Source organism: Brevundimonas sp. 357 (assembly GCF_003938605.1).
In the GTDB taxonomy this organism is placed as follows: Bacteria; Pseudomonadota; Alphaproteobacteria; order Caulobacterales; family Caulobacteraceae; genus Brevundimonas.
The window spans coordinates 22,845-43,645 of sequence record NZ_RHWX01000014.1 but is presented as its reverse complement, the minus strand read 5'-3'; the positions used below and the strand labels follow the sequence as shown (position 1 = coordinate 43,645).

Sequence of the window (20,801 nt, the reverse complement as noted above, 5' to 3'; positions counted from 1 at the left end):
CCGTGTTTATAAACGATTGTTTATAGGAACGACTAGCCCCCTCCCCTTTCGTTACCCGTCGATCGTTCGGCGCCCGCCTTCATGGCCGCCGCCATGTCGGCCGTCTCACGGCCCGCCCGCGCGCCGTGTTCGCGCCCGGCGTTCAGGAACCGGCCGCGATCGTCAGTGATGACGAGATCCCCGACCGCCCAAGTGCTGGCCTTCGCGGCTTGCCGCGATGTGACGGGTAGGACGGCGATGGCGTCGCCGTATTGGAGCAAGACGGCTTCGCTGCCGTCAGCGAACCGGCGGCGCCCGGCATACTCGGCCGGTCCAGCGTCTAGCGGCGACCACACGCGATGTTCGGGGACGTCCGACACGCGAGCGCGAAGACTATTGCGCGCCTGGACGTAAGCGATGGCGCCGCTGCGCGCGGTCTCGGGAACCTCGTCGCCCCGAGCGTGGGCGACCGCCGCCAGGCGCGCGCGTTCCAAGTCGGGATCAGCGAACGTCACGTCGAAGCCCCGGATCGCGGCCACCGATATGACGGCGGCCTTGAACGCATCGGACCCATCCAGTTCCAACGGCTGGTGCCCGTAGCGATCAGCTGCGAGAGACAGCGCGAGGAAGGCCGCGGCCGTGGTGGAACGGTCGGCCCTCACTTCGGTAGCCCGGTCGGTGACCCGGCCACCGTCCGACAGCTGATAGATCATGTCGCCGTTCTTGGCGGCGACCGGCTGGAGTTGCTGATAGACGACGTGCCGCGCGCTCTCCCGGTCCTGGGCCGTGAGAATGTTCGCGCCTTCCGGGCTGCGGCTGATGACGCGCGACCGAAGGATGGCGACGGCCTGTTCATCCCCCCTCGCCGCCTCCCGTTCTAGGAAGGACTGCCAGGTGGGTAGCGGGTTGGACTGGCGGATGAATGCGCGCTGCTGAATCGCAAGCTGGCGCCGCTCCGCACGGGCCTTCGTGTGCGCGAGGTTGATTTCTTCCAGTTCGCGCTTGCGAACCTGGGGGGCGACGTAAGGCGTGGTCCGGACGACCCTGCGCTGTTGCCGGTAATGCCGGGACAGCTGGGACGAATAGGCGGCGTGAGCCTGGCCCAGGTCCGCGACGGCCATATCACGCGCCGACTCGACGCGCGCGCGCTCGCGCTGGAACCGCTCATAGAGCGGCGCCGCCTTTCGGCGATCCTGGCGCGGCCCCGCGTCGTAGCGCTTGGAGGGCGGGCCCTCGTCACGGCCACGTTCGCGCGAGGGCGGCCGGTATTCGCCGAGACGTTCCGTCAGCGGCCCCACGCCTAGGCCGCGATCGACACTGGACGCCTTCACATGGGCCTTCCCATCGGCGGAACCGATGACGAACCCAGCCCCGCGCGGTTTCAACGTAAGGCCAAGGTCGGCAAGCCGCTCGTGGAAATCCGCCCAGGACAGGGCCTGGGACGCGGCCTCGATCAGCTGGGTCTTCGCGTTCGCCTCGATCCATGTGGCCAGGCTTTCTCGGCCGCCGTGGGCCTCCATCTTGTCAGCGCCGGTGCCGGGTTCCGGTCCTTGCCGGCGGTCGTCGCCGGCGTCCTGCCCGCGATCGCGGTCTCGATCCTCGGCGAGGCCGTGGTTGTCGATCGTTAGGCCATGCTTCAACTCCATGTCGCGACACGCCTGCATCAACTTCGGCATATCGTAGTGCGGCTCGATGGCGCGGAACGTGGTCGGGTGGATCTTGTTGATCGCGACGTGGATATGGAGGTTGTCGGTGTCGTCGTGGACGGCAGAGATCCGCTGATGCTCGGCGTAGCCGATCGAAGCGACCAGGTAGTCTTCGATTTCGCGAAGCTGGTCATGCGTCGGCCGCTCCCCTTCCGGGAAGCTGATGACCAGATGGTAGGACTTATCTAGTTTCGACCGAGTGTTCCGATCCTGGGTCCGGCCAATCTCGGCGATCGCTTCCTCAAGATCGGCCACGAACTCGCAATTGGTGATCCTGGCGCCGACAACCCGTTCCCCATCACCCTGGCGGTCTACGATGTAGGATGCGAGCCGGTCGAACGCCCTGGGATCAGTAGGGCTGTTCAGGTCCAGGACATAGCAGCCAAGCCGGGCGAACGAGTCTCTGCCAGACGTGCGCTTGATACGGTGGGCGATCATAGCGAGCGCACCTTTTCGCGCACCTCAAGCTGAGCCGCCTCAATCTGCTCAAGGAGAGCGCGCACGTCTTCAACGGCCGCGCCCTCCCCCGCCCGCTCTGACAGCCACAGCTTAAGCAAGCCACCGACGCGGCCGAGGTCGCCGCGCGCCCGCGTCACCTCCGCGACGTGTTCGTGGTCGAGGACCGAACGGACTTCGTAGCCCAGGCCGACCGCCCGCAGGTAGGCGGAGACCGTCAGCCCTGCCGCCTTGGCGTTCTCTTGGATGGTGCGCCGCTCATCGACGGACACCACGACGCGCAGGGGGCGATTACGCTCCCTGGCGACCGGGGCCTTGCCGCTCATGCGGCGAGGCCCCGACCCAACCGGCGGTAGCCGGAGTGTGCCTCGCAGAGCAGGAGGACGGTCGAGCCGAAGGCGAGTAACGGCGTGTTGGGGGACAGCAGCGCCTTGGCGATGTTGGCCAACAACACATATCCTGCCTCGTTACTCCAAGAGCGGAATGAAGCGGAATGAGGCGTGGGCCAGATCGAAGGGCTGGGGCGCGGGTCAGACTTCATTAGACTTCATTCGGCTTCATTCGGCTTCATTTCGGCCGCGATCCGTTATAAACGATCGTTTATAGGATCGTCTATCTAGCGGGAGGCCGAATGACGAAGAAGGCGACAGCCGGGCGACGAGGCACGGGAGGCAGTCAGGCCTTCCGCGCGCACCTGGCGATGATCCGAGAGCGACTGGAACGGGGCGACCTGGCGAAGGCCATATACGACGAGAACCGCGACAAATTCCCGTTCGTATATTCCAACTTCACCCGATACGTCCGCCGCTACTTCCCCGACCTGGTAGCCCCGCCGCCAGGCGCAGGCGGTGCGCGTCCGAGCCCGGCGGCGGTGGCCCCAGCGCCGCCCCCGACCCCGGCTCCGTCAGCGCCGGCATTGCCCGGCGCGAGGCCCGGGGGCGGGCCCATCGTGGCCGCCGCTGCCCCCGCCAAAACCTTCACCCATAACCCGGTCCCTGACCGGGATAGCTTGATCTGAGGAATCCCCCATGAAGCACGTCCACATGACCCTGCAAGGCAAAGGCGGCGTCGGCAAGTCGCTGATCGCCGCCCTCTTGGCGCAGTATCTTCGCGACAAAGGGGCCGAGCCCGTCTGCATTGACACTGATCCGGTCAACGCGACGTTCGCGGGCTACGGCGGCCTGGACGTCGACCGCCTGGAGCTGCTGGACGCGGACAAGAAAATCTCCGAGCGCCAGTTCGACCAGATGATGGAGCGGGTTCTGACTGAGGATCGGGATTTCGTCATCGACAATGGCGCGTCCTCGTTCGTTCCGCTGAGCGCCTACCTGGTCGAGAACGATGCGCCGCGAATGATCCAGGACGCCGGCAAGCAGTTGGTGGTGCACACCGTCGTGACAGGCGGCCAAGCCCTGATGGACACGCTGGCCGGGCTGGGGAGCATCCTGGAACAGATGCCCCCGGAAGTGCGCGTGGTGGTCTGGCGAAACGACTACTTCGGCGAGGTCACGGCCGATGGGAAAGCGCTGGAACAGATGGGCGTCTATGCCCGTAACCGCGATCGGATCCACGGCCTGGTGCCGATCGAGCGCCAGTCCAGCGACACGTTCCGCAAGGATCTGGAAGCGATGCTGGATGGCAAGCTGACCTTCAAGGAAGCGCTGGCCGACGACAGGTTCGGACTGATGCCGCGCCAACGGCTGACCCAACTGCAGCGTCGCTTCTATGAGCGCATTGGTCAGGTGGTGTGATGGCCGACGATCAAGGGAGCTTGGACCTGCCGGCGTCGGCCGCCTCGGCGATACCGCCGCCGATCGACGTCAAGACGTTGATCGGGATTGTCGCCAAGCGGCACAATGTGCTGCTCAAGGCGGACGATCCCGTTTTCGTCCTCTGCACGGTGCTGGAAGAGGTCAGCAAGAACCACCTGGCGATCCTGACCGCCCACGTCGCCCAGGCCCAGGACGCCATCACGGCCACGTCCATCGAACAGCGCGAGGCCAGCCGTGAGATTGCTGAGCGGATCGTCAACGAGGGCGGCGGGTTTATCGCCGGCCGGGTGATGAAGGCGGGACAGGATATGGCGCCGACGATCACCGAGGCCGTGGTGGCGGGGCTTGCGCCGGTCCTTGCCGAAGCCCGCGACGCGGCGACGGCGGCGAAGACGGCGCGTAGGGATAAGCACGTCGCCTTGGCGGCGGCCGCGGTCGCGATCCTGGCGGCCGTGGCGTCGGCTGGGCTCTATGCCGGGAGCCTCGCCGCCTAGGCCACCACGTCGTGAAACGACTGAGGCCCGCCGCCCCTCGATGGGGCGGCGGGCCTCATGCCGTCTGGCCCAGGGAAGGGATTAGACCGGAAGATTCAGCGGCGCGTCTGCGGCGAGCCGCCCGGCGCCCAGCGGCTTGTTGAATTCGCTGTAGTGAACCTGGCGGCCGTCGAGCATGAGGCGCGCAGCGCAGTCCTGGCCAACCAGGTCGGCGCGCCCCAACAACTCCCTGAAAGCAACCTCGGCCGCTGCCGCGCTCACAGTCACGGTCCGTTCCTCAAGGGTCTGCGTCGCAGGCCAACGGATATCGACCTTGTAGGTTGGCATAGCGGAGGCCTCGGTTTGGGCGGGGGAAAGTGTCGCGTATCTCATTGACGCACCTATTCACGCAACATGGCTGTCGTGGCGCTGCGCGCCGATAGGACGCCAAAAGGAAAGGGGATGACGGGGCGACCCGAAAGCCGCCCCGCCGGGATCAAGCCGCCTCGGGAATGTCGGACGGCTCGCGGGCCTCGGCCAGCTGGTCGGCGTCGTCGGCTTGACCGCCCTGGACGTCGTTGACGCCTCGGGTGCGAAGCGCCGCCGGGAGCCAGCGGGTGTCGGCCAGAAGCGTCGCCGCCTGTTCGGCCATTTCGCCCTTCTTCAAGCTGGCCAGACCGGCCGCCGCTTCATCGCCCTTGGCTTCGCGGACGGCGCTGGCGATTTCGCCCTTGCCGACCCGGCCGAAGTAGCTGGGAACGGTCGCCGTCCAGTAATCGGCCATGTCGAGCGAAAGAGCCTCGGCCATCTGATAGGCGGACGCCACACGCGCATTGCCGTAGCCGCTGACGGCATAGACCATGTGCTGCACGGCATAGGCCAGGACTTCCAACAGACGGGCCTCGGGCAGAACGACCAGATAATCCCACAGCTGGGCCGGATCGGCGGGCAAGGCCGCTGTCATGGCTTCCTGAGCCGTGGCCACCTTCTGGCCAGCGACAGTCTCCCGGATATCGTTGACGTGCTTGTCGAGGTTGTCATTCCACCCCAGCCCCTCGAACGGAGCGGCCCCGTGCTGACGGGCGTTCGTGTTGTTGCGGTAGTGGCCGATCAGCAGCATCCGGTGAACCGTCGTCACCAGCGCGACCGTGGGATTGTCCAGCAGCGCCGCGCGGAGCGCCATGGAGTGCTGGACGGAAAGGTTCTCGCGCAAAGTCGCCGAAATCCCGGCGCCGGAGGCCTCGGCCTGGACGGTCGCGATCTTCGTGGTGTCGCCATCGTCGGCCGCCGCCACAGCTTCACCGGCCTCCCGCGCGCGGGTCAGGGCGGTCATAGCCTTGCGGTCCTCGGGAGCGACCATCCCCCGCCGAATCTTGGCGTGGGCGTCAGTGTCGATATAGACGATGGCCCCGGCGAGGGCCTTTTCCTCGTCCCGCCATTGCCGCCCGCTCGCTTCCAGTTCGTAAAGCTGCGCCTCGATGGCGTCCATCGCCGCCGCGCCCTCCACGGTCTCGCCCTGCCCTTCGGCCTCCAAGGCCTGATACTGTTCAGACAGCTTCTCGATCTGCGCGGTGACCTCCTCGGAAAGCGGAAGGTCAACCTCATAGATGCGGCCCATGGCGTCCATTTCCTGCCAGTTGATTTCCGGCTCAACGCGGACCCATTTCCAGCCTTCGCCTTCCAGCACAGCCGCCTCGGCCGACAGCTTCTCGGCCGCCAGCCTTTGCAGCAGCGCCACGTCTTGGATAAAGCCCTCGCCCTTGAGCGAGAACAGGTCCAGGCGCACGGCGCCACCGGCGGCGCGGTAGACGTCCATGCCGACGAAGCGGGCCAGACGGTCGGTCGAGGCGTCAACTTCACCTTCCGTCAGACGCTTGCGGATATGACCGGCGTTGCGCGCCCAGCCTTCCGGCACATCGAAGTAGGCGGCCTCCTGCACGGCGTGATCGTCGGCCAGCGTGAAGGCGGCCAGCTGTTCGAATTCAATCGTTCCTTCGCGATAGAGAGCGAGCAGCTTCGGCGACACCTTCGCCAGTTTCAGACGCCGGTGAACCCGCGCCTCGTCAATGTTGAACCGGGCGGCGATATCGGCGGGGGAATGGCCCGCCTCGATCATGCGAGCGAAGTTTTCGTATTGGTCGACCGGGTTCGGCGGCAACCGCACGTCGTTTTCCTCCGACGTCTCTACCATCGCGTCCTCGCGGCTCGCGGTGACGTTGACGGTGATCGGGTGGGTCCGCTTGATGATCTTGGCCTTCGCCAGTTCGTTGAGCGCGCGCCAGCGTCGGCCGCCGACGTGGATTTCCGCAACGCCCGTCTCCTTGCCGTCGGCGTCCAGCTGCATCGTGGCGCCGAGGTTCTGGATCAACACCGGCAAGCCCTTGGCCACGCGGGCCTTCATGCTGGCGATCAGGTCGGACACGTCCACGTCGCCCTGGCGCATGTTCAGGTCGGAAAGAACGGTCTTGTTCAGAGCGATGGTCAGTTGGGTCATGATTGTCTCCAAGGTTGGCCCGGCAAACCCGCCGGGGGGGATGGGCGGGGAGGCCCAATGCCTCCCCGGAAAGGGTTGTTAGAAGTCGAGGTGCCAGTTGCCGTCGCCGTCTTCACAGACGAGGCGCACGTTCAGTTCTTGTTGCTTGGCGTCCGAATAGTCCGCCTTCAGGATCACGGCGGCTTCGCGGTCATCGGAATAGGCTTCGATCACTTGCTGATCCGGGAAGCCGTAGCGCTCCACGATCAGGAAACGATCTGCGATCGCCTCCCCGCAAGCGTCTTCCATTTCTGACGCCACGCCATACCAAGCCGCGCCGTTGACCGCCGAACGCTTGCAAGCCTCAATGACTGCCTCCTTACCGGCCCCGGTGATCTCCTGGGCGCGGGTTTCGATGACGGTTTCCACGACGCCACGATTTGCGGCCATCAGGCGCTTAACGAGGTCCACATTCGTTTCGCCGTCGCGGTGCTTCTCGTTGGGAAAGCTCTTCATGACAGCATCAATCACCAGCAACTGCGCCAGAGCGCCGAAGCGAGAGTGGTTCATAAGGTTGAGGATGGCGGTGGCGCGTGAGGCCATAAGCGTTTCTCCAAGATTGGACCCGGCAAGCCCGCCGGGAAGGTGTCGAACAACCGACCTCTTTCTTATAAACGATTGCTTATAGAAAGAAAGGGAAAAACGCCAAAAGCGAAGAATAAATGCCTGTTACTTCCTTTTGGCGTTCTAACCTCAATAGGCCGGTTACCGGACTATCTAGAACAGGGAAAGTTGACCTGAGCGCGACATTTGAAACGCCGCCCCCTCCATCAACAGAACCTCGTCGTCGGACGCTCTGAACAGCTTGAGGAAACGCACCGCGTCTCCTTCCCATTGGGCCACAACCTCATTGATCCAGAAGTGCCCGGGCTTCACCACGCCGTCCACGACCTGGCACAGGACCAGCGCCCATGCGGTCCGCCCGAAGTAGGTCTGCGGCGTCACGCTCTCCACGCGGTAGGGGCCGCTCCCATAGTTGGTCTTCAACAGCTGGCCGGGCTGGATGAGGTCGGCAACGCCGGGCCGCGCCGGATCTTCCTCGCGGAAAAGGTCGGGCGTCGGCTCGGTGCCGTGCCGGTAGCTGAGTTCCCAGCTATAGGCGGATTGAGGCTCAAGACGCGCCATGCTCAAGTCGTTCATCGGGTCAGCCCTCGATGAACCGGGCCATGCGCTCCAGGGCGCGGACGGCGCCGCCCTCGGTCTTGTAACGCATGTTGGGCTGACGCCATGCCTTGGGCTTTCCGCTGCCGCACCAAGCCGACACGACCCATTGGTCAAACTCGCGCATCGCATAACCGCGAAAGCCCCGATGCTCGCCGGTCGCCAAGCGCCAGTTGTCATCCATGTCGAGATAGAGACCCAGCAGGGGCGTCACCTGGGACCATTTGCACATGGTCACGCCGTTGACGGTGATCGGACCGGAGTTCTGCGGAGCCTTCGGGTTCTTGAAAACAACCAGATCAGCCATGGGTCTATTCCTTCTCAAAATCGAGCCCGGCAAGCCCGCCGGGAAGGGTTGCAAGTCTTACTGGTTGCTCGGAGCGGTATTCGCAGCGGCGGCCTGCGCTTGACGCAGTTGTTCCATTGCGACGGCGAAAGAGTTGGCCAGCGCAGGCGTGGGGGCCGGGGTGTTGATCGGGCTAGCGAAGCTATACATGGCGCGTCCTTTGCTTGAAGTGACTGTATGAACACCTTATAGCCTATAGGCTATAGATCAAGCAGAAAGTGGGTTAACGCGCTGATTATTCTTCATTTCTTCTTGGAGTAACCAAGGGCGGCGACGCCGCCCTACAGTGTTGACAACAACACCCTGCTTAACGTCCTATTCGTTGCTGTCAGGAACCTAGAACAACCGCCGGACCCGCCATGAACCCCAAACGCCGCGCCACACTGAACCTGGTCGCATCTGGCCAGCTGGCCCGTGAGCAGGTCGCCCGCGACTGGCTATTCCTGCAACGGATGGCCTTGGGCCAGGCCATCGCCGGCGCTGCCGCCGTGGCGGTCGTCGCCGGGGCCTTGGTCGCCCCCCTCCCCCTCGCCTCGCCGCTGTTCGCGGTGCTTCTGACGGGCTTCGCATTCGCTGCGATGGTCGATGGCGCTCGGGGCGCGATCGACCTCTACGTAGCGCGACACGCGCTGGCGCGGCTCTGAGGGGCGCTACAGCCCCGAAACGACAAAGGGCGGCGGGTTGATGCCCGCCGCCCTTTTTCCTGTCTCCTGACGCTCCTATGGACGTCGCAGGGTTCTCGGCCGCCCCAAGGCGGCGGCGACGCCACCCAGGACGGAGCGAAGCCAATGCCGTAGGCGGCGGCGGCGCGGCGGCATGAAGGTTATCATAGGGCCTCTCTAACGGGCGCGGCGACTAAGCCGCAATCCCGGTGATCTGCGGGAGGGTCCGGCCGGACATGGACAAGGTGAAATTCAAGCGGCGTTCGGTAGCGACCATGCGCCGATAGGCGACGGGCGCGAGGCGCGCAGCCGTCCTCAAATCCCGCTCACTGGCCATAATGCAGAACTGGCACGACTTCCGGGTCATCCCAGCGGCGTATACCCAGTGGGCCTCCTGGCCAGCATCGCGGATCGTGTCGAACACCTCTCCCTCTGTCAGGTCATGAATCGGGAGAAAGTCGAACCACTGCCGACCGGCCTTGCTGTTGCGCTCGCTGCGGCGGAACCTCGTCAGGCTGGCGCGGCGACTGCTCTCCCCTGCCCGCATCCCCATGCAGTTGACGACCAGGCCGCCGAACCGCGAATTGGCCGCCAGATAGCGGCGAACCTCCCGCTCAATAGGGCCGCGCTTCAAATCGGACGTGCATTGACGCTGCTGGGGTGAGGGGAAGCGTTGACGCGCTTCGACCATCTCCATGAAGGTCCGTTTTGCGCGGGTGACGATAAGCGGCAAGCCGTCGATCGTGTCCCTGATGTGGTCGGCGGTGCCGTCCCACTCGACGCCCGGCAACTCCGCGTGAACGACTAGAAGCTGATCGGCCGGGACGAACCGGCGCAGGACGATCAACATGGCCTGGCTATCCTTGCCGCCGCTGTGGTTCACCACAAACAGCGCTCCGCGCCGAACCAGGTCCAGGACATGGGCCGGAATTGGATCCCGGCCGAAAAGGCGAAGCTGGACAACATTGCACCCGCTCATTTCAGCACCCTCGCGATGTGAAACGCATAGGCGCCGGTCGCCTTCCAATAGGCCGCCATCGGCCCCTTGTTCTGCGACCAGCTGCGTTGCGCGCGACCGCGCGCATCGGCGGCCAAGTCGGAGAACAGGGCTCGCAAGTCGGCGCGAACCTCGGGCGGCAGCGCCTGGAGCCGCCTCGCGGCCGGGAGGCCGAGGACCGGGTTTCGGACTTCGCGGCGCTGGCTCCGGTCGAGGCCGCGCATCACGGCCTCGTCCAGACGGCGGGCCGTGCGGCCGAACCGTCGATCTTGGCCAAGGCCCGCCGCGCGCGGCGGGCGGCGGCGGTGGCGACTTCATGCACCGTATCCCAGGTGGCCAGGACTTCGCCTGTCCAGACGCCGGGGCGGCCGAGCCGGGTGCGATAGTTGACCGTTGTGGCGAACAGCATGGCGGTGGAGTGATTCATGGTGTCCCCTCCCCTCAGTCGGCGTAGCTGTAGTGTTCGACCGGGGTGAAGCCGCCGCCTTGCGCGGCCTTCACGAAGGCGTCGTAGGCCTGTTCCTGGACCCGGCGGAATTGGGTTTGAACGCCAGAAGGAAGAGGCAGGCAGACGTAGACCTTGCCGCCCATCTTGCGGCCGATCTTGCGGGCGATCAGCGCCTTGGCGAAACGGGTGTTTCCGCGATAGCCCAGCATCACGCCGCCACAGTCGCCGATGTCGCGAGAGCCGGAAGCCTTGAAGGCCTCAACGGCGGCGGACTGGAAGGCGGCGAAGGCCAGGTCAATCGCCCGGTCCTCGGCCGACCGCTTCGGCTCGATGTGGCCCAGCGCCGACAGGTAGAAGTCGAAGCCGCGATGCGATTTCTCAGCGAACGGCGCGCCCAGGGCGGCGGCGTAGGCCCTGGGGCGGTCAGCCCCGGCCCCGGCCAGAATGTTCACCGCAAACGCTTCTGCAGTAAGGATCAGTTGCATGGGAGTCTCCAAGATTGGACCCGGCAAGCCCGCCGGGAAGGTTCGGGCCAAAGCCCGCGCTGGTAGGGGGTGGGCCTAGGCGGCCCGGACGACTGGCGTTCCCCGGATCGCCCGCCTTGCCTCGCGGGCCTGACGAACCTCGGCGCGCCAGTCGGCCTCGGCCTCCACGTATTCGCCGCCGTCCCAAAAGCCGACGTCCAGAATGTCCAGAGCGACGCCTTCCGGCTCCGCGTCCCAATACGAGCGCCATTCGGCGAGATCGAAACGTGTAATGCCGGAATAATCCGTGGAGTTGTCGAAAGGCACGAGTGTCAGCACGTCACCGGAATTAGCATCGACGGTCAGAATGCCGTGGCTTCCGGTGATGGTCAGGGTCTTCATGCGTTATACTCTCTGAGTGTTACCAAAGCTGGTCCGGCAAGCCCGCCGGGTGGTCGCTTCCCGTTACCGGGGAACACTACGAATATATACAATCGCACTAGCCGCTGCAAGCGAATAGCGTGCTATTACATGACTATTGTTAGTATTGCGGCCCACAAATACCCGGCCCGCTCTCCTTTTGGAGTAAACAGCCGCGCGCAGCGCAATAAAATGGCCCGGCGCTCACGCGACCGGGCCTGCATCCCTTCACCTCAGTGTCAACGCGACCATGGCCCAGGCGGCGGACGCAACGCGCCTCGTAGCCGAACCGGCAAAGACCGGGTCATGACGTTCCATGCCATACCGATCATCCCGACCGCCACGAGGATCGGCCAGAAGCCTCCGAACAGACCAGCTACGCCTGCCGCGAAAGCGCCGGCCGCCAGGACTAGGCAAGCCCAGGTCAATAACCCCTGGCGGTCTCGCCACGACCTGACCGCTGCTTGACGGTCCTCGTCCGCACTCTTGGCCTTCCCCGCCCTCCCCGTCATTTCGCGCCTCCCTCGGCCACTTCGCGCTCCAACGCCGCGATTGCCATTTCGAAACCCTCGGCCTGCGTGATCGGCCGTCCGTGGATCTCGGTCAGCCGGTCGCAGACCGCGAAGAACCGCGCCTGAAAGTCCGGCGTGGCCTTGAGGTTGACCGGCACATTGCGGCCGCTGCGGAGGACGCGCCGACCGGGCGCGGCCGATGCCGGCGCCGGTGCGGTGACGACTTGAGGCGACGCGGGCGGCGAGGCCGGGGGAGCGGCGAGGCCGCCGCCCTCCCCTGCCCCGACCTGGCCGCCGCTATCGCGATCGGTGAAGCCGTGCCGTTCCGCGACCTCGGCCAACGCGGCGGGATCGACCGGCGGCTTGGGCTTTGCGGGCCGAGCGGTGAGGCCTCCGAGGTCCAGACTGCTATCGGCCGCCTTGCGACCGGCGAACACAGGTGCGCGCTCGCGGCTCATTGCACCACCTCCTTCAAGACGTTGACGACTTCCTGGGCGTATGCCCGCACGTTGGTTCTGGCCTTCTCGACGTTCGACACCAAGGAACCGAAATCGGGGTCATCGAGCGAGCCGCCGTAGGCGAAGATCGCGCGGAAGGCCTCGCGGTCGTGAAGGTGGGTCTCGAACGTCGAGATTTCCGCCTGCGCCAATGCGTTCTGGATATCGTTCATGCCGCGAGTGCGGATGGCGCTCGGCGTCCGCGTGAACAGGATGCGGAAAGGAATCTGGCGCCTGGCGACGAGTTCCTGTTCGCGCACGAATTCCAGGATGCGTTCGGCCTCGACGGCCTCCACCTGGGAGGCAGCTAAAGGCGCAATCACCAGGTCGGCAAGGGCGATGGCGTAGCCGCTCAAAGACGACGCCGTGCCCTCCAGGTCCACGATGACGAACGGATCACGCTGGGAGGCGTCCTGGATCACGTTCATGATGGTGGAACGGGTGATCCGTTCGCCGTTATGCCGACTCACGACGGTCAGCTGTTCTGGCTTGCCCGGCAACATGGCCCAGCTGGCCAGCGGATTGTTCGGGTCGGCGTCAATCAGGGTGACGGGCGCCTGTTGCGCCAGAGTGGTCGCGAGCAGAAGGGCGGAAGTGGACTTGCCCACCCCACCCTTGGACGAAGCGAATACGACGGTGGCCATCGGCAATCTTTCCCCAAACTGTCCATGTGCTGGCCGCGCGACAGCGGCGAGCCAGCGATAAGCTATCCAATAGCTGGCCAGTCGCTGGCCAGTCAATAGACAGACGCTTACTTTCTGACGGCCAGCGTCTGGCCGTCCGATGGCCAGCTATCGGCCCTCCGCTGGCCAGTTGCCAGACAGTTGCAGGCCTGCGACTGGCCTCCCGCTGGCGGGCCGCTGTCGGGCCGCTGTCCAACGGCTGGCCAGCCAACGACGGTCGGGCCGACAGCTGGTCGCCAGCCACCGTCTGTCCATTCGCTGGCCAAACCGAAGAAAATAAAAAAGCCGCACCGGCGAACCGATGCGGCCAGGATCAGCAGGGGAGGGGCCTAGGCCGCCCGCACCTGCCGATCAGGGAAGGCAGGGACGCCCGCCCTGATTTGGAGCGCCAGCGTCGCCGCCGCCGCCGGCGTCAACGAAGCTGTATCGGCCAGGACACGGCCGAGGCTCGGGCCGAAGTCGGAGGGTGAAATGTTGGGCTGGCTAGCCGCCTGGACGACGAAGGCCAGCCAGGCATTGGGGCGTAGGCTGTAGGCCTCGCCGGACTCGATGACGATGATATCGGCGTGGGGATCATGGGGCCAGTTGGCCGGGCATCCGGCCCCGCCTGGACGAACTAGATCCGACACCTCGCCCAGCAGCGGCCCAATTTCCGCCCCAAACGCCAAAGCGTTGCAGGACTCGCCAGAGGCGATACGCTCCAACAGTTCAAGGCATCGCGTTTCAACCATAGCGATTACCGAACCGCGTTCTACTACAAGCACGCTACTCAACCCCCCGAACTCGAAACTTTACGCATTCTGCTTGGCTTCGAGTGCCTTCATCGAGCCAAAAACCTAACAACCTGCGAACGTGGGTTCCACCCGCCGCCAATGAACTTTTTGTAATGTGATAGCTGGTCTGTAACCGCCGATTGAATCTGGCATGGCGAGATTTGCGGCGAAATCCCGGCAGAATAGCGAATCAAATCAACGGCTGATGACCACGCGCCACGAACAGCCACAGCATCGCAACAGCGATCGCCACGACGGCGCCAACCGTAAGAAAAATTCCGTGATGGGGTTCGACCAGGCCCGCGCCTTGGCCAGGCAGCAGCCAGCCCACGAAGCCCAGCGTTATGAGGCCGACGAGAACGACGGCGAGAATCCATGGGGACCAGGCCCATAGCGCCGCCCAGCAGGCGGCCGAGAAGCCGATGGCCAGAACCATACCGCCGATGCGATGAATAACACGGGCCTTCATAGCGATCCTTGTTCGCGCGCCCACGCCGCAAGGTCGTGAAGGTCCGCGAAGTTGAGGCAGGCCATGCGAGAGGCCCGGTTTTCGGCGCGTGGGGGAGCCACACAGCCGTAAAGCACTCCGTCCGGGCTCATGGCCGCGTCACGGCCCCACGGGCGCTTCCTGGCCCAGGTGAGGACATTGCGCCGGTTGACCTCGGACATATCGGAGAATCGAAGCATGACAGTAAGCGCCCGACCTGATCGGGAAGGGGCTGGGGCCGCCGAAGGGAAAGACAGCGGCCCCACGACGCCGGGGGGGGAAACCGAGGCGTCAGCCCCGCGCCGCCGAAGCGACGCCTAACGGCCCGTCGAACGGGTTGGGCCGCCAGAACTGAGGCCCGAAGGCCAAGGTCGAAGCGCGGTCCTCCTTTCGGCCAAGCCCGGCGAATAGGCCGGGAGGGGAGGGGGTTTGGCGGCCTATCCGCCGGCCATGTTTATAAACGATCGTTTATAGCCGAACAACACTTGCCTGACGTTTCGACGTCGATAAATCGGCCCGCTTTTGGTGTTCTGACGGCCCGGCCCCCGGACGCGCGAGCGCGAATGCGAACGCGCGTCCGGGGCCGTAATCCTGGGGGGCGTTGCGGGGGGCTCGCCCCCTGCTGGAGGGGTAGCGGGAGACCCTTTGGGGCTCCGGCGTAGGGGAGGGCGCTCCCCCACAAACGACCCTTCTCCCGGATCTCATCGCACTCAGGCAACTTCTGCAGCTGGCTTCCAGCCCTCGCGCACCCGGCGTTCTACCGCACCTTCTGGTCGTTGCTGTCCTCGGCGGGACGAACACGCTCCGCTGCATCCAACAGCTGGTCATAAGCGCCAAACTGGCCGTGCTGCTGCAACAAGGCAGACACCACGAAATCCAAGGCCCGGGTCGCAGGCGAGACGATGCGCGATGGCAATTCGCGCACGGGCTTGAACGCGGCCAGTTCAACCACCTTCTGATCGTCTCCACCGTCCAGGCGATCCGGTTTCGCGCCCTGGGAAAAGCGGTCGTCGGCCATTACTCGATACTCCTGACCCGAGCGCTTCAAAGCACCCGAAAGCCCGCCCAGCTGACGCCAGGCGGGCAGGGGAGGGGCTGATTACTCAGCCCCGGTCTTGCGGGAAGGCGGCGCCCAGCGCTTGACCAGGTGGCCTTCGTAGCGGTCACCGCAGACGATCTCCGTGCGCTTGTGGACCACGCCGTCCCCGTCGACGAATTCTCGGATCTCGACGCTGGCCCGAACCTCGATGCCGTCGCCGGCCTTCAGCTCCTTGAGCAGCTTGATCCCGCGAGGAACGAACACGGCGATGTTGTTCTTCTGGACGGGGCGCTTGTGCCACTGGCCCTCGTCGTCGCGCCAGTCAGGGCGGTTCGTCGCCAGGAAGATGTTGACGACTTCCTTGCCGCCGTTCGTGGGGTTGATCTTCGGGTCCGCGAACAGGTTGCCCTTGAGGATCACGACGTTGTTCGAGTTCGACATTTCATTCACCTTTAGCAAAACCGGCCAGGGTATCCGGCCGGGCCGCGGTCACTGCCGCGATCACGAGCCCCGACACGGCGAAGCCAGCCGACGCCGAAATCCGCGACCGGGGTGGAAACCGCCTGCACAAGCGCAGCGCGGAAGGCGGAGGGTCCGCCCAGGGCGCGCCCCGCAGGGGTCGATTTCGGGAAAGTCGGCGGCAAGCCGTAGGGGTCAGTGAGAGATCGCGCCTGACCGAAGGCCGACGTGGTGTCCCGCCCGCAGCACCAGGTGAACGCATCGAACGGCAACGCCCCCGATCCGAGGCATCCGCCCGCTCCGAGCCGCCGGAAAGAAACGCCAAAGGCAAGGCTAGGCCTCCATCCGACGATAGATGGTCGATCGCTTGACACCCAAAGCGACGGCGGCCGCAGCCACTGTGACTTCGCCGGAATCAATCTTCGCCCGCATCTGACGCCAAGCGGCGGGCTCGATCTTGGAGCGCCGGTCGGCCCGAAGCATCGCGGTCTCTGCCATGCGCGCCGCCCGGACACTCGACGCAAAGGCGTCCAGGCTCCGCGCCAGCGAGAAAATGTCGCTCTCGCGCCGTGTGTCGAAGGCCTCCGCGTCAGCCAGGATGTGAGCCCCAGCGGATCCCACGGCGAACAGGATCTTTCGCAACTCGTCTTCCCGCCAGGTCAGCAGGGCGAGGCTATCGACGGCGAGAAGTCGGCCGGGCGCCAAGGCGGCGATCGCCGCGTCGAGCCCTGGCCGGAACATGGCGGCGCCGTGCGCGGCGTCACTGAATACCTGATCGCAGCCGGCGGCGCGCCGACGCTCGATCAATCGCGCTAGGCGAGGGCCGTCCCGGTCACGCGCATAGCCGATATGGGGAGCCGCGTTCGCCGTTGTCGCGCACCGTATGTGATGCGGAAACTGCGCGACAACAGATGCGGAATCGTCAAAACCTGCGTCCATATAAACGATTGTATATAGACTTGGCGGATTTGAGAACAGGTCTGCGAGTAATCAAAAGGGAGCCGAAGGCGACCGCCTCCCTAGAGCCCAGGGGGCGCGCTCCAAGCGCGCTAGCCCGCCTGGGCTCCTAGTTACCAAGTTAATTGATTCTAGTTAGCGAGTTACGGGTCCGAAAAGCGCAACAGCGACAGACACTTACCGGAGCCGGAGTTCGCGATCTACCGAGCCGGGGTTCGTGATCTACCGAGTCAGGAGGTTCGCGATCTACCGAGCCATAGTCCGCGATCTACCGAGTCGAAAGTTCGCGTTCTACCGAGGCCTTGGTTCGCGTTCTACCGAGCCAGCGTCGCCTGGTTCGCGCCAAGCGGGCGAAAGCCCGGCCCAGGGCGCGAACGGACCGCGCGGACCTCGGGATTTCGACCGAAGGTTCGCGTTCTACCGAGTGTGTCAAAAGGGCTGGCGGCCGGCAAGAGACCCGGGAAGGTTCGCGTTCTACCGAATTGGAGGGCCGGGCTAGGCCCGAAGGTTCGCGTTCTACCGAATGTGACAGGCGGTTCCAGGCTGGTCCAGCCGGTCGGAAGGTTCGCGATCTACCGAGTCTGACGCCCATTGGCGGCAGGAAGGTTCGCGATCTACCGAATGCGCGCCGATCAGACCCGCCGCATAGGGGCGAGGCGGGCCTGCTGGGGGGACATGAAGGTTCGCGATCTACCGTGTGCCAGATCAGCTGCGCCAGCTGGTGCAGAAGCCGATGAAGGTCTTTTCGATATCGCGCCCCGACAGGTCGATCCGCTTGCTCGCCGCCCAGGTGCGGAACTTGTCGGCCACCATGTCGATATCTGGCCGGGGCAGGGGGAGGGCGTCACGGGCGATCTTTTCCCACGGGCTGTATTTCAGCGTCCCCCCCTTCGGGAAAGGCCGTCCGGGAAGATCCAGGTCCAGGGTCACGGCGGGCGGGGCCGGGAGCGCCTTCGCCGGCGAGGCGGCGCGTGTCGGGGCCTGACCCATGCGCTCGGCCAGGCTTACGGTGCCCTCGTGAGGGTCAACCTCGATGACGGCGCCAGCCCTTCGCACGAACCGCACCTGGACGCGCTCGAGATTGCTGACGCGCTTCCGCGCCTCGCCCGGCACCTGGCCGTCCAGGACTTCAATGAGGTAGTCCGGCAACGGCTGTTCGGCGACCAACTCCGCCAGGTCGAGGCGAAAGCGCTTGAGCGGCTGTGTCGTCCCGACGCGCTGATGCAGGTTGGGAAGGCCGATCTTCCACTCCTTCTTGTTGCCGCAGAACTTGCGGGCAATGTCGTAGAGGCGGCGCTTCAATGGGCTGCTGAGCGTGAAGTAGTCGGGCGAGAACGCCAGGACGCGGCGGTCATGAACGATCGCGTCGAAAATCCAGTCGGGCAGGGTGATCGTGATACCTTGCAGGCGCTTGATCTGCCCGGCGTCGTCGCGTTCGCCTAGGAACTCGTAGCCCTCAATCCAGCCGAAGGCGGTCGTGCGAACCTTCCCGGCGGAGGGGAGGTTGGTTTCGATCCGTGTGCCGTCGAGGCGTCTCAGCGCGTCATACAACAGATTGTAGGCCTGCTTTCCGACGCCCCGATTGGTCGTGCGGAGGAATTCGTGGGCCGTGAACTGGATCTTGCGGCTAAGAGGCAGGCCTTCGTCAACGTCCTGGTTCAGCTTCGAAACCGCGAAGCGAATAACGTCGAGGTCGTAGTAAGTCGCCATGCCGTCAACGCTGGGACGGACAGTGATCTTGGTCTCGCCCATCTGAAAACGCTGGATGGTCCGCAGCGGCGTTTTGCGGATCGACGCGAACGGATACTCCATCAACACCCGGTCCATACGCAGGTTGATGTTCTTGACCGGGCGCACAAACAGGTCGTGTTGCGGCGCTGAAATGACCTCCGAGGGGGCCGGCTTCGTGGCGCTGGTGGCCATATCGTTCACTCCTACTGCGACCACGGCCCGAGCCGTTGGTTCGCGTTCTACCGAGTCGGCGGCCGGATTGCCGCCGAGAGGGGAGAGAAGGTTCGCGATCTACCGAGTCCGCGAACGGACCGATGCCGGTAGGGCGCTAGCCGTCAGTGGGACGCCTACACGCAGTCGAAGGTTCGCGTTCTACCGAGTCGGTCCAGCTGGGACCGCCCGAAAGGGCGCGAATCCACGTCAGGAAGCCTACGGCGATTCGCCAAGGCCGCCATTCTGGTTCGCGTTCTACCGAGTCAGGGGCCGTGTCGAGGGGTCGAAGGTTCGCGATCTACCGTGTCGAGAGGCTGGATGCAGGAAGAAGGTTCGCGATCTACCGAGCCGCCGGGCGGTCGAAGGTTCGCGTTCTACCGTGTCCTAAAGCCCAGCTGACGGCTGAGGTTCGCGATCTACCGAATCCTGGCGCTTTCCCCGCCGAAGGTTCGCGATCTACCGTGTGTGATACTCCCCCTGATACTCCCGAACGCAACCTCGACCGATGCCGAAGGTTCGCGTTCTACCGAATGGGTGCCTGACTTAGACGCCCAATACAAGCGCTTTTATAAACGATCGTAATAACAAATTACTAAGGCGCGAAACGCGATCCCGCCAGGCGCGAGCGCAAAAAGTCACCGCCTCGGCCTCTGAATCCCGCAATGTGACGTTGCCAGAGGTCCGCTTACCCCTGATAAGCGTATTTGACGTTGTGGCGCTCTTGAACGGGGAGACGCCATAGCGAGTTCAGCAGAGATTGCGGCGGCGCACCAGCGCGCGCCGCACTTAGTGATGGGTGGGGAAGACGGATTTGGCCGAAAGAGAAGTGATCCCAGCGGACGAGTGGCCCGAGGTCGCCTATTTCGCCGCCCGCGTGACCGCCGAACGCAAGGCGCGCGGCTGGACGCAGCACCAGGCGGCGCAAGAGACCGGTCTGTCGCAGCCGTATATTTCGCAGGTCGAAATGGCCCGCCAGAACCCGTCCCTGATGGTCATGGCGCAGTTCGCGCGCGCGTTCGGCCTTCCGCTGTCCGCCCTGGTGCCTGATAGGGTCATCAAGAACGGCGCGGGCAGCTAGCGCGCAAGAGAAAGGCCCCCCGCGCAGCGGAGGGCCTGACGACGCCAAAGGAAAATGGGACTAGGCCGGGCAGACCGGCGTTCCCTTCAACTCCTTGACGTAGGTTTCGCTTCCCCAATCGGTTCCCACGGCGCTGTTGAACGCGACCATGCGACCCTGTGCGTCCAGCACCGCGCCGCCGGCGGCCTCGACCATCCGAAGACCACGCGCGACGCCAGAAGGCATCCGCGCGTTCACGACGCGATCCGTCGCGACGACCGGGATGCTGATGGTGCGCTCCATCTTGTTCGCGTAGCCGACGAGCCAATACCGCTCGCCAGTCACCAACCCATCGCAGCTGACCGACAGGCTGGGCCGCTCGGCGTCAGCGACGCGCGCCACCACCAGGTCGGCCGCCGGGTCTTGGGTCACGATCTCAAACGCTTCGCCGCGCGCCCCTGCGGGCCACATCGAGCAGGTGTCGCCGCTCACGACGTGATTGGCGGTCAGGATCGTATCGCCGCCCAGGATCACAGCGGACCCGGTTCCCATACCGCACTTCAAGCGAACGACAGCGCCCTCAGAGAAGGACGGCGCGGCGGACTGAGCGTGAGCGACGCCAGCGGTCATGACGGACGCTACGGCCAAGGCGATCAGGTGGAACTTCATGACAATCTCTCCCTGCCGCCAACAACAGCGGCTCTACAGGAAAGATTATAAATAATCGGCTATAAGCGCCAACAACGAAGTATAGTAAACTGTCAATCAGTATTAGTTACCTTTTGGCGTAGCAAAGCAACGGGCGCAGCGCGACCGGCGCGAGACGCGCCTACTGCGCGTCATTACTTCCGATGTCGCCGCCTGTTCACGCGCGGCTCGCCGTGAGGCCCCGCCCGCATGGGGACGGCGGGGGCCTGGCGGGCCGCCAGAAGGCCGCCATGCGTGGGTTTACGCGAAATCCTATAAACGATCGTTG

26 protein-coding genes are annotated in these 20,801 nt (G+C 64.8%); 4 read left to right on the top strand and 22 right to left on the bottom strand.

Annotation, left to right across the window (positions count from 1 at the left end):
- Nucleotides 1–32: 32 nt before the first annotated feature.
- Genes traI through EGK63_RS16925 form a run of 3 tightly spaced genes read right to left on the bottom strand, consistent with a single transcriptional unit; the run spans nt 33 to nt 2,589 of the window.
- A complete protein-coding gene (gene traI, locus EGK63_RS12900; RefSeq protein ID WP_125901830.1) occupies nt 33–2,123 on the bottom strand; it encodes a TraI/MobA(P) family conjugative relaxase in 2,091 nt (696 codons plus the stop codon).
- Nucleotides 2,120–2,467 carry a conjugal transfer protein TraJ gene (locus tag EGK63_RS12895; RefSeq protein WP_125901829.1) on the bottom strand — a complete coding sequence of 116 codons (348 nt, stop codon included), beginning with the start codon at nt 2,465–2,467 and terminating at the stop codon, nt 2,120–2,122. Before EGK63_RS12895 ends, traI begins: the two co-directional genes overlap by 4 nt.
- Nucleotides 2,464–2,589, bottom strand: a complete 126-nt coding sequence (locus tag EGK63_RS16925; RefSeq protein ID WP_256375791.1) for a hypothetical protein — start codon at nt 2,587–2,589, stop codon at nt 2,464–2,466. The genes EGK63_RS12895 and EGK63_RS16925 overlap by 4 nt, the downstream gene beginning before the upstream one ends.
- A 580-nt stretch (nt 2,590–3,169) precedes the next feature.
- Between EGK63_RS16925 and EGK63_RS12890 the strand changes: the two genes are divergently transcribed.
- Entirely contained in the window at nt 3,170–3,892 is a 723-nt protein-coding gene (locus EGK63_RS12890) for a conjugal transfer protein TraL (RefSeq protein WP_125901828.1), read from the top strand.
- On the top strand, nt 3,892–4,407 hold the full coding sequence (locus tag EGK63_RS12885) for a hypothetical protein (RefSeq protein ID WP_125901827.1): 516 nt from the start codon (nt 3,892–3,894) through the stop codon (nt 4,405–4,407). Before EGK63_RS12890 ends, EGK63_RS12885 begins: the two co-directional genes overlap by 1 nt.
- An 81-nt stretch (nt 4,408–4,488) precedes the next feature.
- On the opposite strand, the gene EGK63_RS12880 is transcribed toward EGK63_RS12885, so the two are convergent.
- From EGK63_RS12880 to EGK63_RS12860, 5 genes are all read right to left on the bottom strand, one after another.
- Nucleotides 4,489–4,734 carry a hypothetical protein gene (locus EGK63_RS12880; RefSeq protein ID WP_125901826.1) on the bottom strand — a complete coding sequence of 82 codons (246 nt, stop codon included), beginning with the start codon at nt 4,732–4,734 and terminating at the stop codon, nt 4,489–4,491.
- A gap of 148 nt (nt 4,735–4,882) precedes the next feature.
- The gene (locus EGK63_RS12875; protein ID WP_125901825.1) at nt 4,883–6,880 is read right to left on the bottom strand and encodes a ParB/RepB/Spo0J family partition protein; all 1,998 of its coding nucleotides are present in this window, start codon (nt 6,878–6,880) and stop codon (nt 4,883–4,885) included.
- 78 nt (nt 6,881–6,958) lie between these two features.
- Entirely contained in the window at nt 6,959–7,462 is a 504-nt protein-coding gene (locus tag EGK63_RS12870; RefSeq protein ID WP_039247813.1) for a hypothetical protein, read from the bottom strand.
- 174 nt (nt 7,463–7,636) lie between these two features.
- A complete protein-coding gene (locus EGK63_RS12865) occupies nt 7,637–8,059 on the bottom strand; it encodes a hypothetical protein (RefSeq protein WP_039247811.1) in 423 nt (140 codons plus the stop codon).
- 4 nt (nt 8,060–8,063) lie between these two features.
- Entirely contained in the window at nt 8,064–8,387 is a 324-nt protein-coding gene (locus tag EGK63_RS12860) for a hypothetical protein (RefSeq protein ID WP_039247809.1), read from the bottom strand.
- Nucleotides 8,388–8,785: 398 nt separating this feature from the next.
- Between EGK63_RS12860 and EGK63_RS12855 the strand changes: the two genes are divergently transcribed.
- Nucleotides 8,786–9,070 (top strand): hypothetical protein, encoded by a 285-nt coding sequence (locus EGK63_RS12855; protein WP_039247806.1) that lies wholly within the window; start codon nt 8,786–8,788, stop codon nt 9,068–9,070.
- 211 nt (nt 9,071–9,281) lie between these two features.
- Here the strand turns inward: EGK63_RS12855 and EGK63_RS12850 are convergent, their stop codons facing one another.
- The 13 genes from EGK63_RS12850 to EGK63_RS12790 form a co-directional block, all read right to left on the bottom strand.
- On the bottom strand, nt 9,282–10,067 hold the full coding sequence (locus EGK63_RS12850; RefSeq protein WP_125901824.1) for a phosphoadenosine phosphosulfate reductase family protein: 786 nt from the start codon (nt 10,065–10,067) through the stop codon (nt 9,282–9,284).
- Nucleotides 10,064–10,309: a hypothetical protein gene (locus EGK63_RS12845; RefSeq protein WP_039247804.1), complete on the bottom strand. Its 246-nt coding sequence runs from the start codon at nt 10,307–10,309 to the stop codon at nt 10,064–10,066. The genes EGK63_RS12850 and EGK63_RS12845 overlap by 4 nt, the downstream gene beginning before the upstream one ends.
- On the bottom strand, nt 10,309–10,512 hold the full coding sequence (locus tag EGK63_RS12840) for a hypothetical protein (protein ID WP_039247801.1): 204 nt from the start codon (nt 10,510–10,512) through the stop codon (nt 10,309–10,311). The genes EGK63_RS12845 and EGK63_RS12840 overlap by 1 nt, the downstream gene beginning before the upstream one ends.
- A gap of 14 nt (nt 10,513–10,526) precedes the next feature.
- Nucleotides 10,527–11,018, bottom strand: a complete 492-nt coding sequence (locus tag EGK63_RS12835) for a hypothetical protein (RefSeq protein ID WP_125901823.1) — start codon at nt 11,016–11,018, stop codon at nt 10,527–10,529.
- A 75-nt stretch (nt 11,019–11,093) separates the two neighbouring features.
- A complete protein-coding gene (locus EGK63_RS12830) occupies nt 11,094–11,399 on the bottom strand; it encodes a hypothetical protein (protein ID WP_039247799.1) in 306 nt (101 codons plus the stop codon).
- Between the two features lie 526 nt (nt 11,400–11,925).
- Nucleotides 11,926–12,387: a hypothetical protein gene (locus tag EGK63_RS12825; protein ID WP_125901822.1), complete on the bottom strand. Its 462-nt coding sequence runs from the start codon at nt 12,385–12,387 to the stop codon at nt 11,926–11,928.
- Nucleotides 12,384–13,070 (bottom strand): ParA family protein, encoded by a 687-nt coding sequence (locus EGK63_RS12820; RefSeq protein WP_039247795.1) that lies wholly within the window; start codon nt 13,068–13,070, stop codon nt 12,384–12,386. The genes EGK63_RS12825 and EGK63_RS12820 overlap by 4 nt, the downstream gene beginning before the upstream one ends.
- A 368-nt stretch (nt 13,071–13,438) precedes the next feature.
- Complete coding sequence (locus tag EGK63_RS12815) at nt 13,439–13,813, bottom strand: hypothetical protein (protein WP_125901821.1); 375 nt, start codon at nt 13,811–13,813, stop codon at nt 13,439–13,441.
- Between the two features lie 259 nt (nt 13,814–14,072).
- On the bottom strand, nt 14,073–14,351 hold the full coding sequence (locus tag EGK63_RS12810) for a hypothetical protein (protein WP_039247791.1): 279 nt from the start codon (nt 14,349–14,351) through the stop codon (nt 14,073–14,075).
- Nucleotides 14,352–15,126: 775 nt separating this feature from the next.
- Nucleotides 15,127–15,387 carry a hypothetical protein gene (locus EGK63_RS12805; protein ID WP_039247789.1) on the bottom strand — a complete coding sequence of 87 codons (261 nt, stop codon included), beginning with the start codon at nt 15,385–15,387 and terminating at the stop codon, nt 15,127–15,129.
- 81 nt (nt 15,388–15,468) lie between these two features.
- Complete coding sequence (locus EGK63_RS12800) at nt 15,469–15,849, bottom strand: single-stranded DNA-binding protein (RefSeq protein WP_039247786.1); 381 nt, start codon at nt 15,847–15,849, stop codon at nt 15,469–15,471.
- A gap of 351 nt (nt 15,850–16,200) precedes the next feature.
- Nucleotides 16,201–16,806, bottom strand: a complete 606-nt coding sequence (locus EGK63_RS12795; RefSeq protein WP_125901820.1) for a recombinase family protein — start codon at nt 16,804–16,806, stop codon at nt 16,201–16,203.
- Between the two features lie 723 nt (nt 16,807–17,529).
- Nucleotides 17,530–18,747 (bottom strand): replication initiator protein A, encoded by a 1,218-nt coding sequence (locus tag EGK63_RS12790; RefSeq protein ID WP_125901819.1) that lies wholly within the window; start codon nt 18,745–18,747, stop codon nt 17,530–17,532.
- Between the two features lie 832 nt (nt 18,748–19,579).
- Here EGK63_RS12790 and EGK63_RS12785 point away from each other — a divergent pair.
- Entirely contained in the window at nt 19,580–19,846 is a 267-nt protein-coding gene (locus EGK63_RS12785; protein WP_165906609.1) for a helix-turn-helix domain-containing protein, read from the top strand.
- Between the two features lie 60 nt (nt 19,847–19,906).
- Here the strand turns inward: EGK63_RS12785 and EGK63_RS12780 are convergent, their stop codons facing one another.
- Complete coding sequence (locus EGK63_RS12780; protein ID WP_125901817.1) at nt 19,907–20,494, bottom strand: serine protease; 588 nt, start codon at nt 20,492–20,494, stop codon at nt 19,907–19,909.
- Nucleotides 20,495–20,801: the final 307 nt, after the last annotated feature.

Excerpts from the sequence above, each read along its gene's own strand:
- EGK63_RS12880 (WP_125901826.1), bottom strand. The coding sequence starts at position 4,734 with ATGCCAACCTACAAGGTCGATATCCGTTGGCCTGCGACGCAGACCCTT.
- EGK63_RS12845 (WP_039247804.1), bottom strand. The coding sequence starts at position 10,309 with ATGCGCGGCCTCGACCGGAGCCAGCGCCGCGAAGTCCGAAACCCGGTC.
- EGK63_RS12795 (WP_125901820.1), bottom strand. The coding sequence starts at position 16,806 with ATGGACGCAGGTTTTGACGATTCCGCATCTGTTGTCGCGCAGTTTCCG.
- traI (WP_125901830.1), bottom strand. The coding sequence starts at position 2,123 with ATGATCGCCCACCGTATCAAGCGCACGTCTGGCAGAGACTCGTTCGCC.
- EGK63_RS12870 (WP_039247813.1), bottom strand. The coding sequence starts at position 7,462 with ATGGCCTCACGCGCCACCGCCATCCTCAACCTTATGAACCACTCTCGC.
- EGK63_RS12895 (WP_125901829.1), bottom strand. The coding sequence starts at position 2,467 with ATGAGCGGCAAGGCCCCGGTCGCCAGGGAGCGTAATCGCCCCCTGCGC.
- EGK63_RS12800 (WP_039247786.1), bottom strand. The coding sequence starts at position 15,849 with ATGTCGAACTCGAACAACGTCGTGATCCTCAAGGGCAACCTGTTCGCG.
- EGK63_RS12875 (WP_125901825.1), bottom strand. The coding sequence starts at position 6,880 with ATGACCCAACTGACCATCGCTCTGAACAAGACCGTTCTTTCCGACCTG.
- EGK63_RS12780 (WP_125901817.1), bottom strand. The coding sequence starts at position 20,494 with ATGAAGTTCCACCTGATCGCCTTGGCCGTAGCGTCCGTCATGACCGCT.
- EGK63_RS12885 (WP_125901827.1), top strand. The coding sequence starts at position 3,892 with ATGGCCGACGATCAAGGGAGCTTGGACCTGCCGGCGTCGGCCGCCTCG.
- EGK63_RS12825 (WP_125901822.1), bottom strand. The coding sequence starts at position 12,387 with ATGAGCCGCGAGCGCGCACCTGTGTTCGCCGGTCGCAAGGCGGCCGAT.
- EGK63_RS12805 (WP_039247789.1), bottom strand. The coding sequence starts at position 15,387 with ATGGCCGACGACCGCTTTTCCCAGGGCGCGAAACCGGATCGCCTGGAC.
- EGK63_RS12835 (WP_125901823.1), bottom strand. The coding sequence starts at position 11,018 with ATGCAACTGATCCTTACTGCAGAAGCGTTTGCGGTGAACATTCTGGCC.
- EGK63_RS12865 (WP_039247811.1), bottom strand. The coding sequence starts at position 8,059 with ATGAACGACTTGAGCATGGCGCGTCTTGAGCCTCAATCCGCCTATAGC.
- EGK63_RS12830 (WP_039247799.1), bottom strand. The coding sequence starts at position 11,399 with ATGAAGACCCTGACCATCACCGGAAGCCACGGCATTCTGACCGTCGAT.
- EGK63_RS12850 (WP_125901824.1), bottom strand. The coding sequence starts at position 10,067 with ATGAGCGGGTGCAATGTTGTCCAGCTTCGCCTTTTCGGCCGGGATCCA.
- EGK63_RS12890 (WP_125901828.1), top strand. The coding sequence starts at position 3,170 with ATGAAGCACGTCCACATGACCCTGCAAGGCAAAGGCGGCGTCGGCAAG.
- EGK63_RS12855 (WP_039247806.1), top strand. The coding sequence starts at position 8,786 with ATGAACCCCAAACGCCGCGCCACACTGAACCTGGTCGCATCTGGCCAG.
- EGK63_RS12840 (WP_039247801.1), bottom strand. The coding sequence starts at position 10,512 with ATGAATCACTCCACCGCCATGCTGTTCGCCACAACGGTCAACTATCGC.
- EGK63_RS12860 (WP_039247809.1), bottom strand. The coding sequence starts at position 8,387 with ATGGCTGATCTGGTTGTTTTCAAGAACCCGAAGGCTCCGCAGAACTCC.
- EGK63_RS12820 (WP_039247795.1), bottom strand. The coding sequence starts at position 13,070 with ATGGCCACCGTCGTATTCGCTTCGTCCAAGGGTGGGGTGGGCAAGTCC.
- EGK63_RS12810 (WP_039247791.1), bottom strand. The coding sequence starts at position 14,351 with ATGAAGGCCCGTGTTATTCATCGCATCGGCGGTATGGTTCTGGCCATC.
- EGK63_RS12790 (WP_125901819.1), bottom strand. The coding sequence starts at position 18,747 with ATGGCCACCAGCGCCACGAAGCCGGCCCCCTCGGAGGTCATTTCAGCG.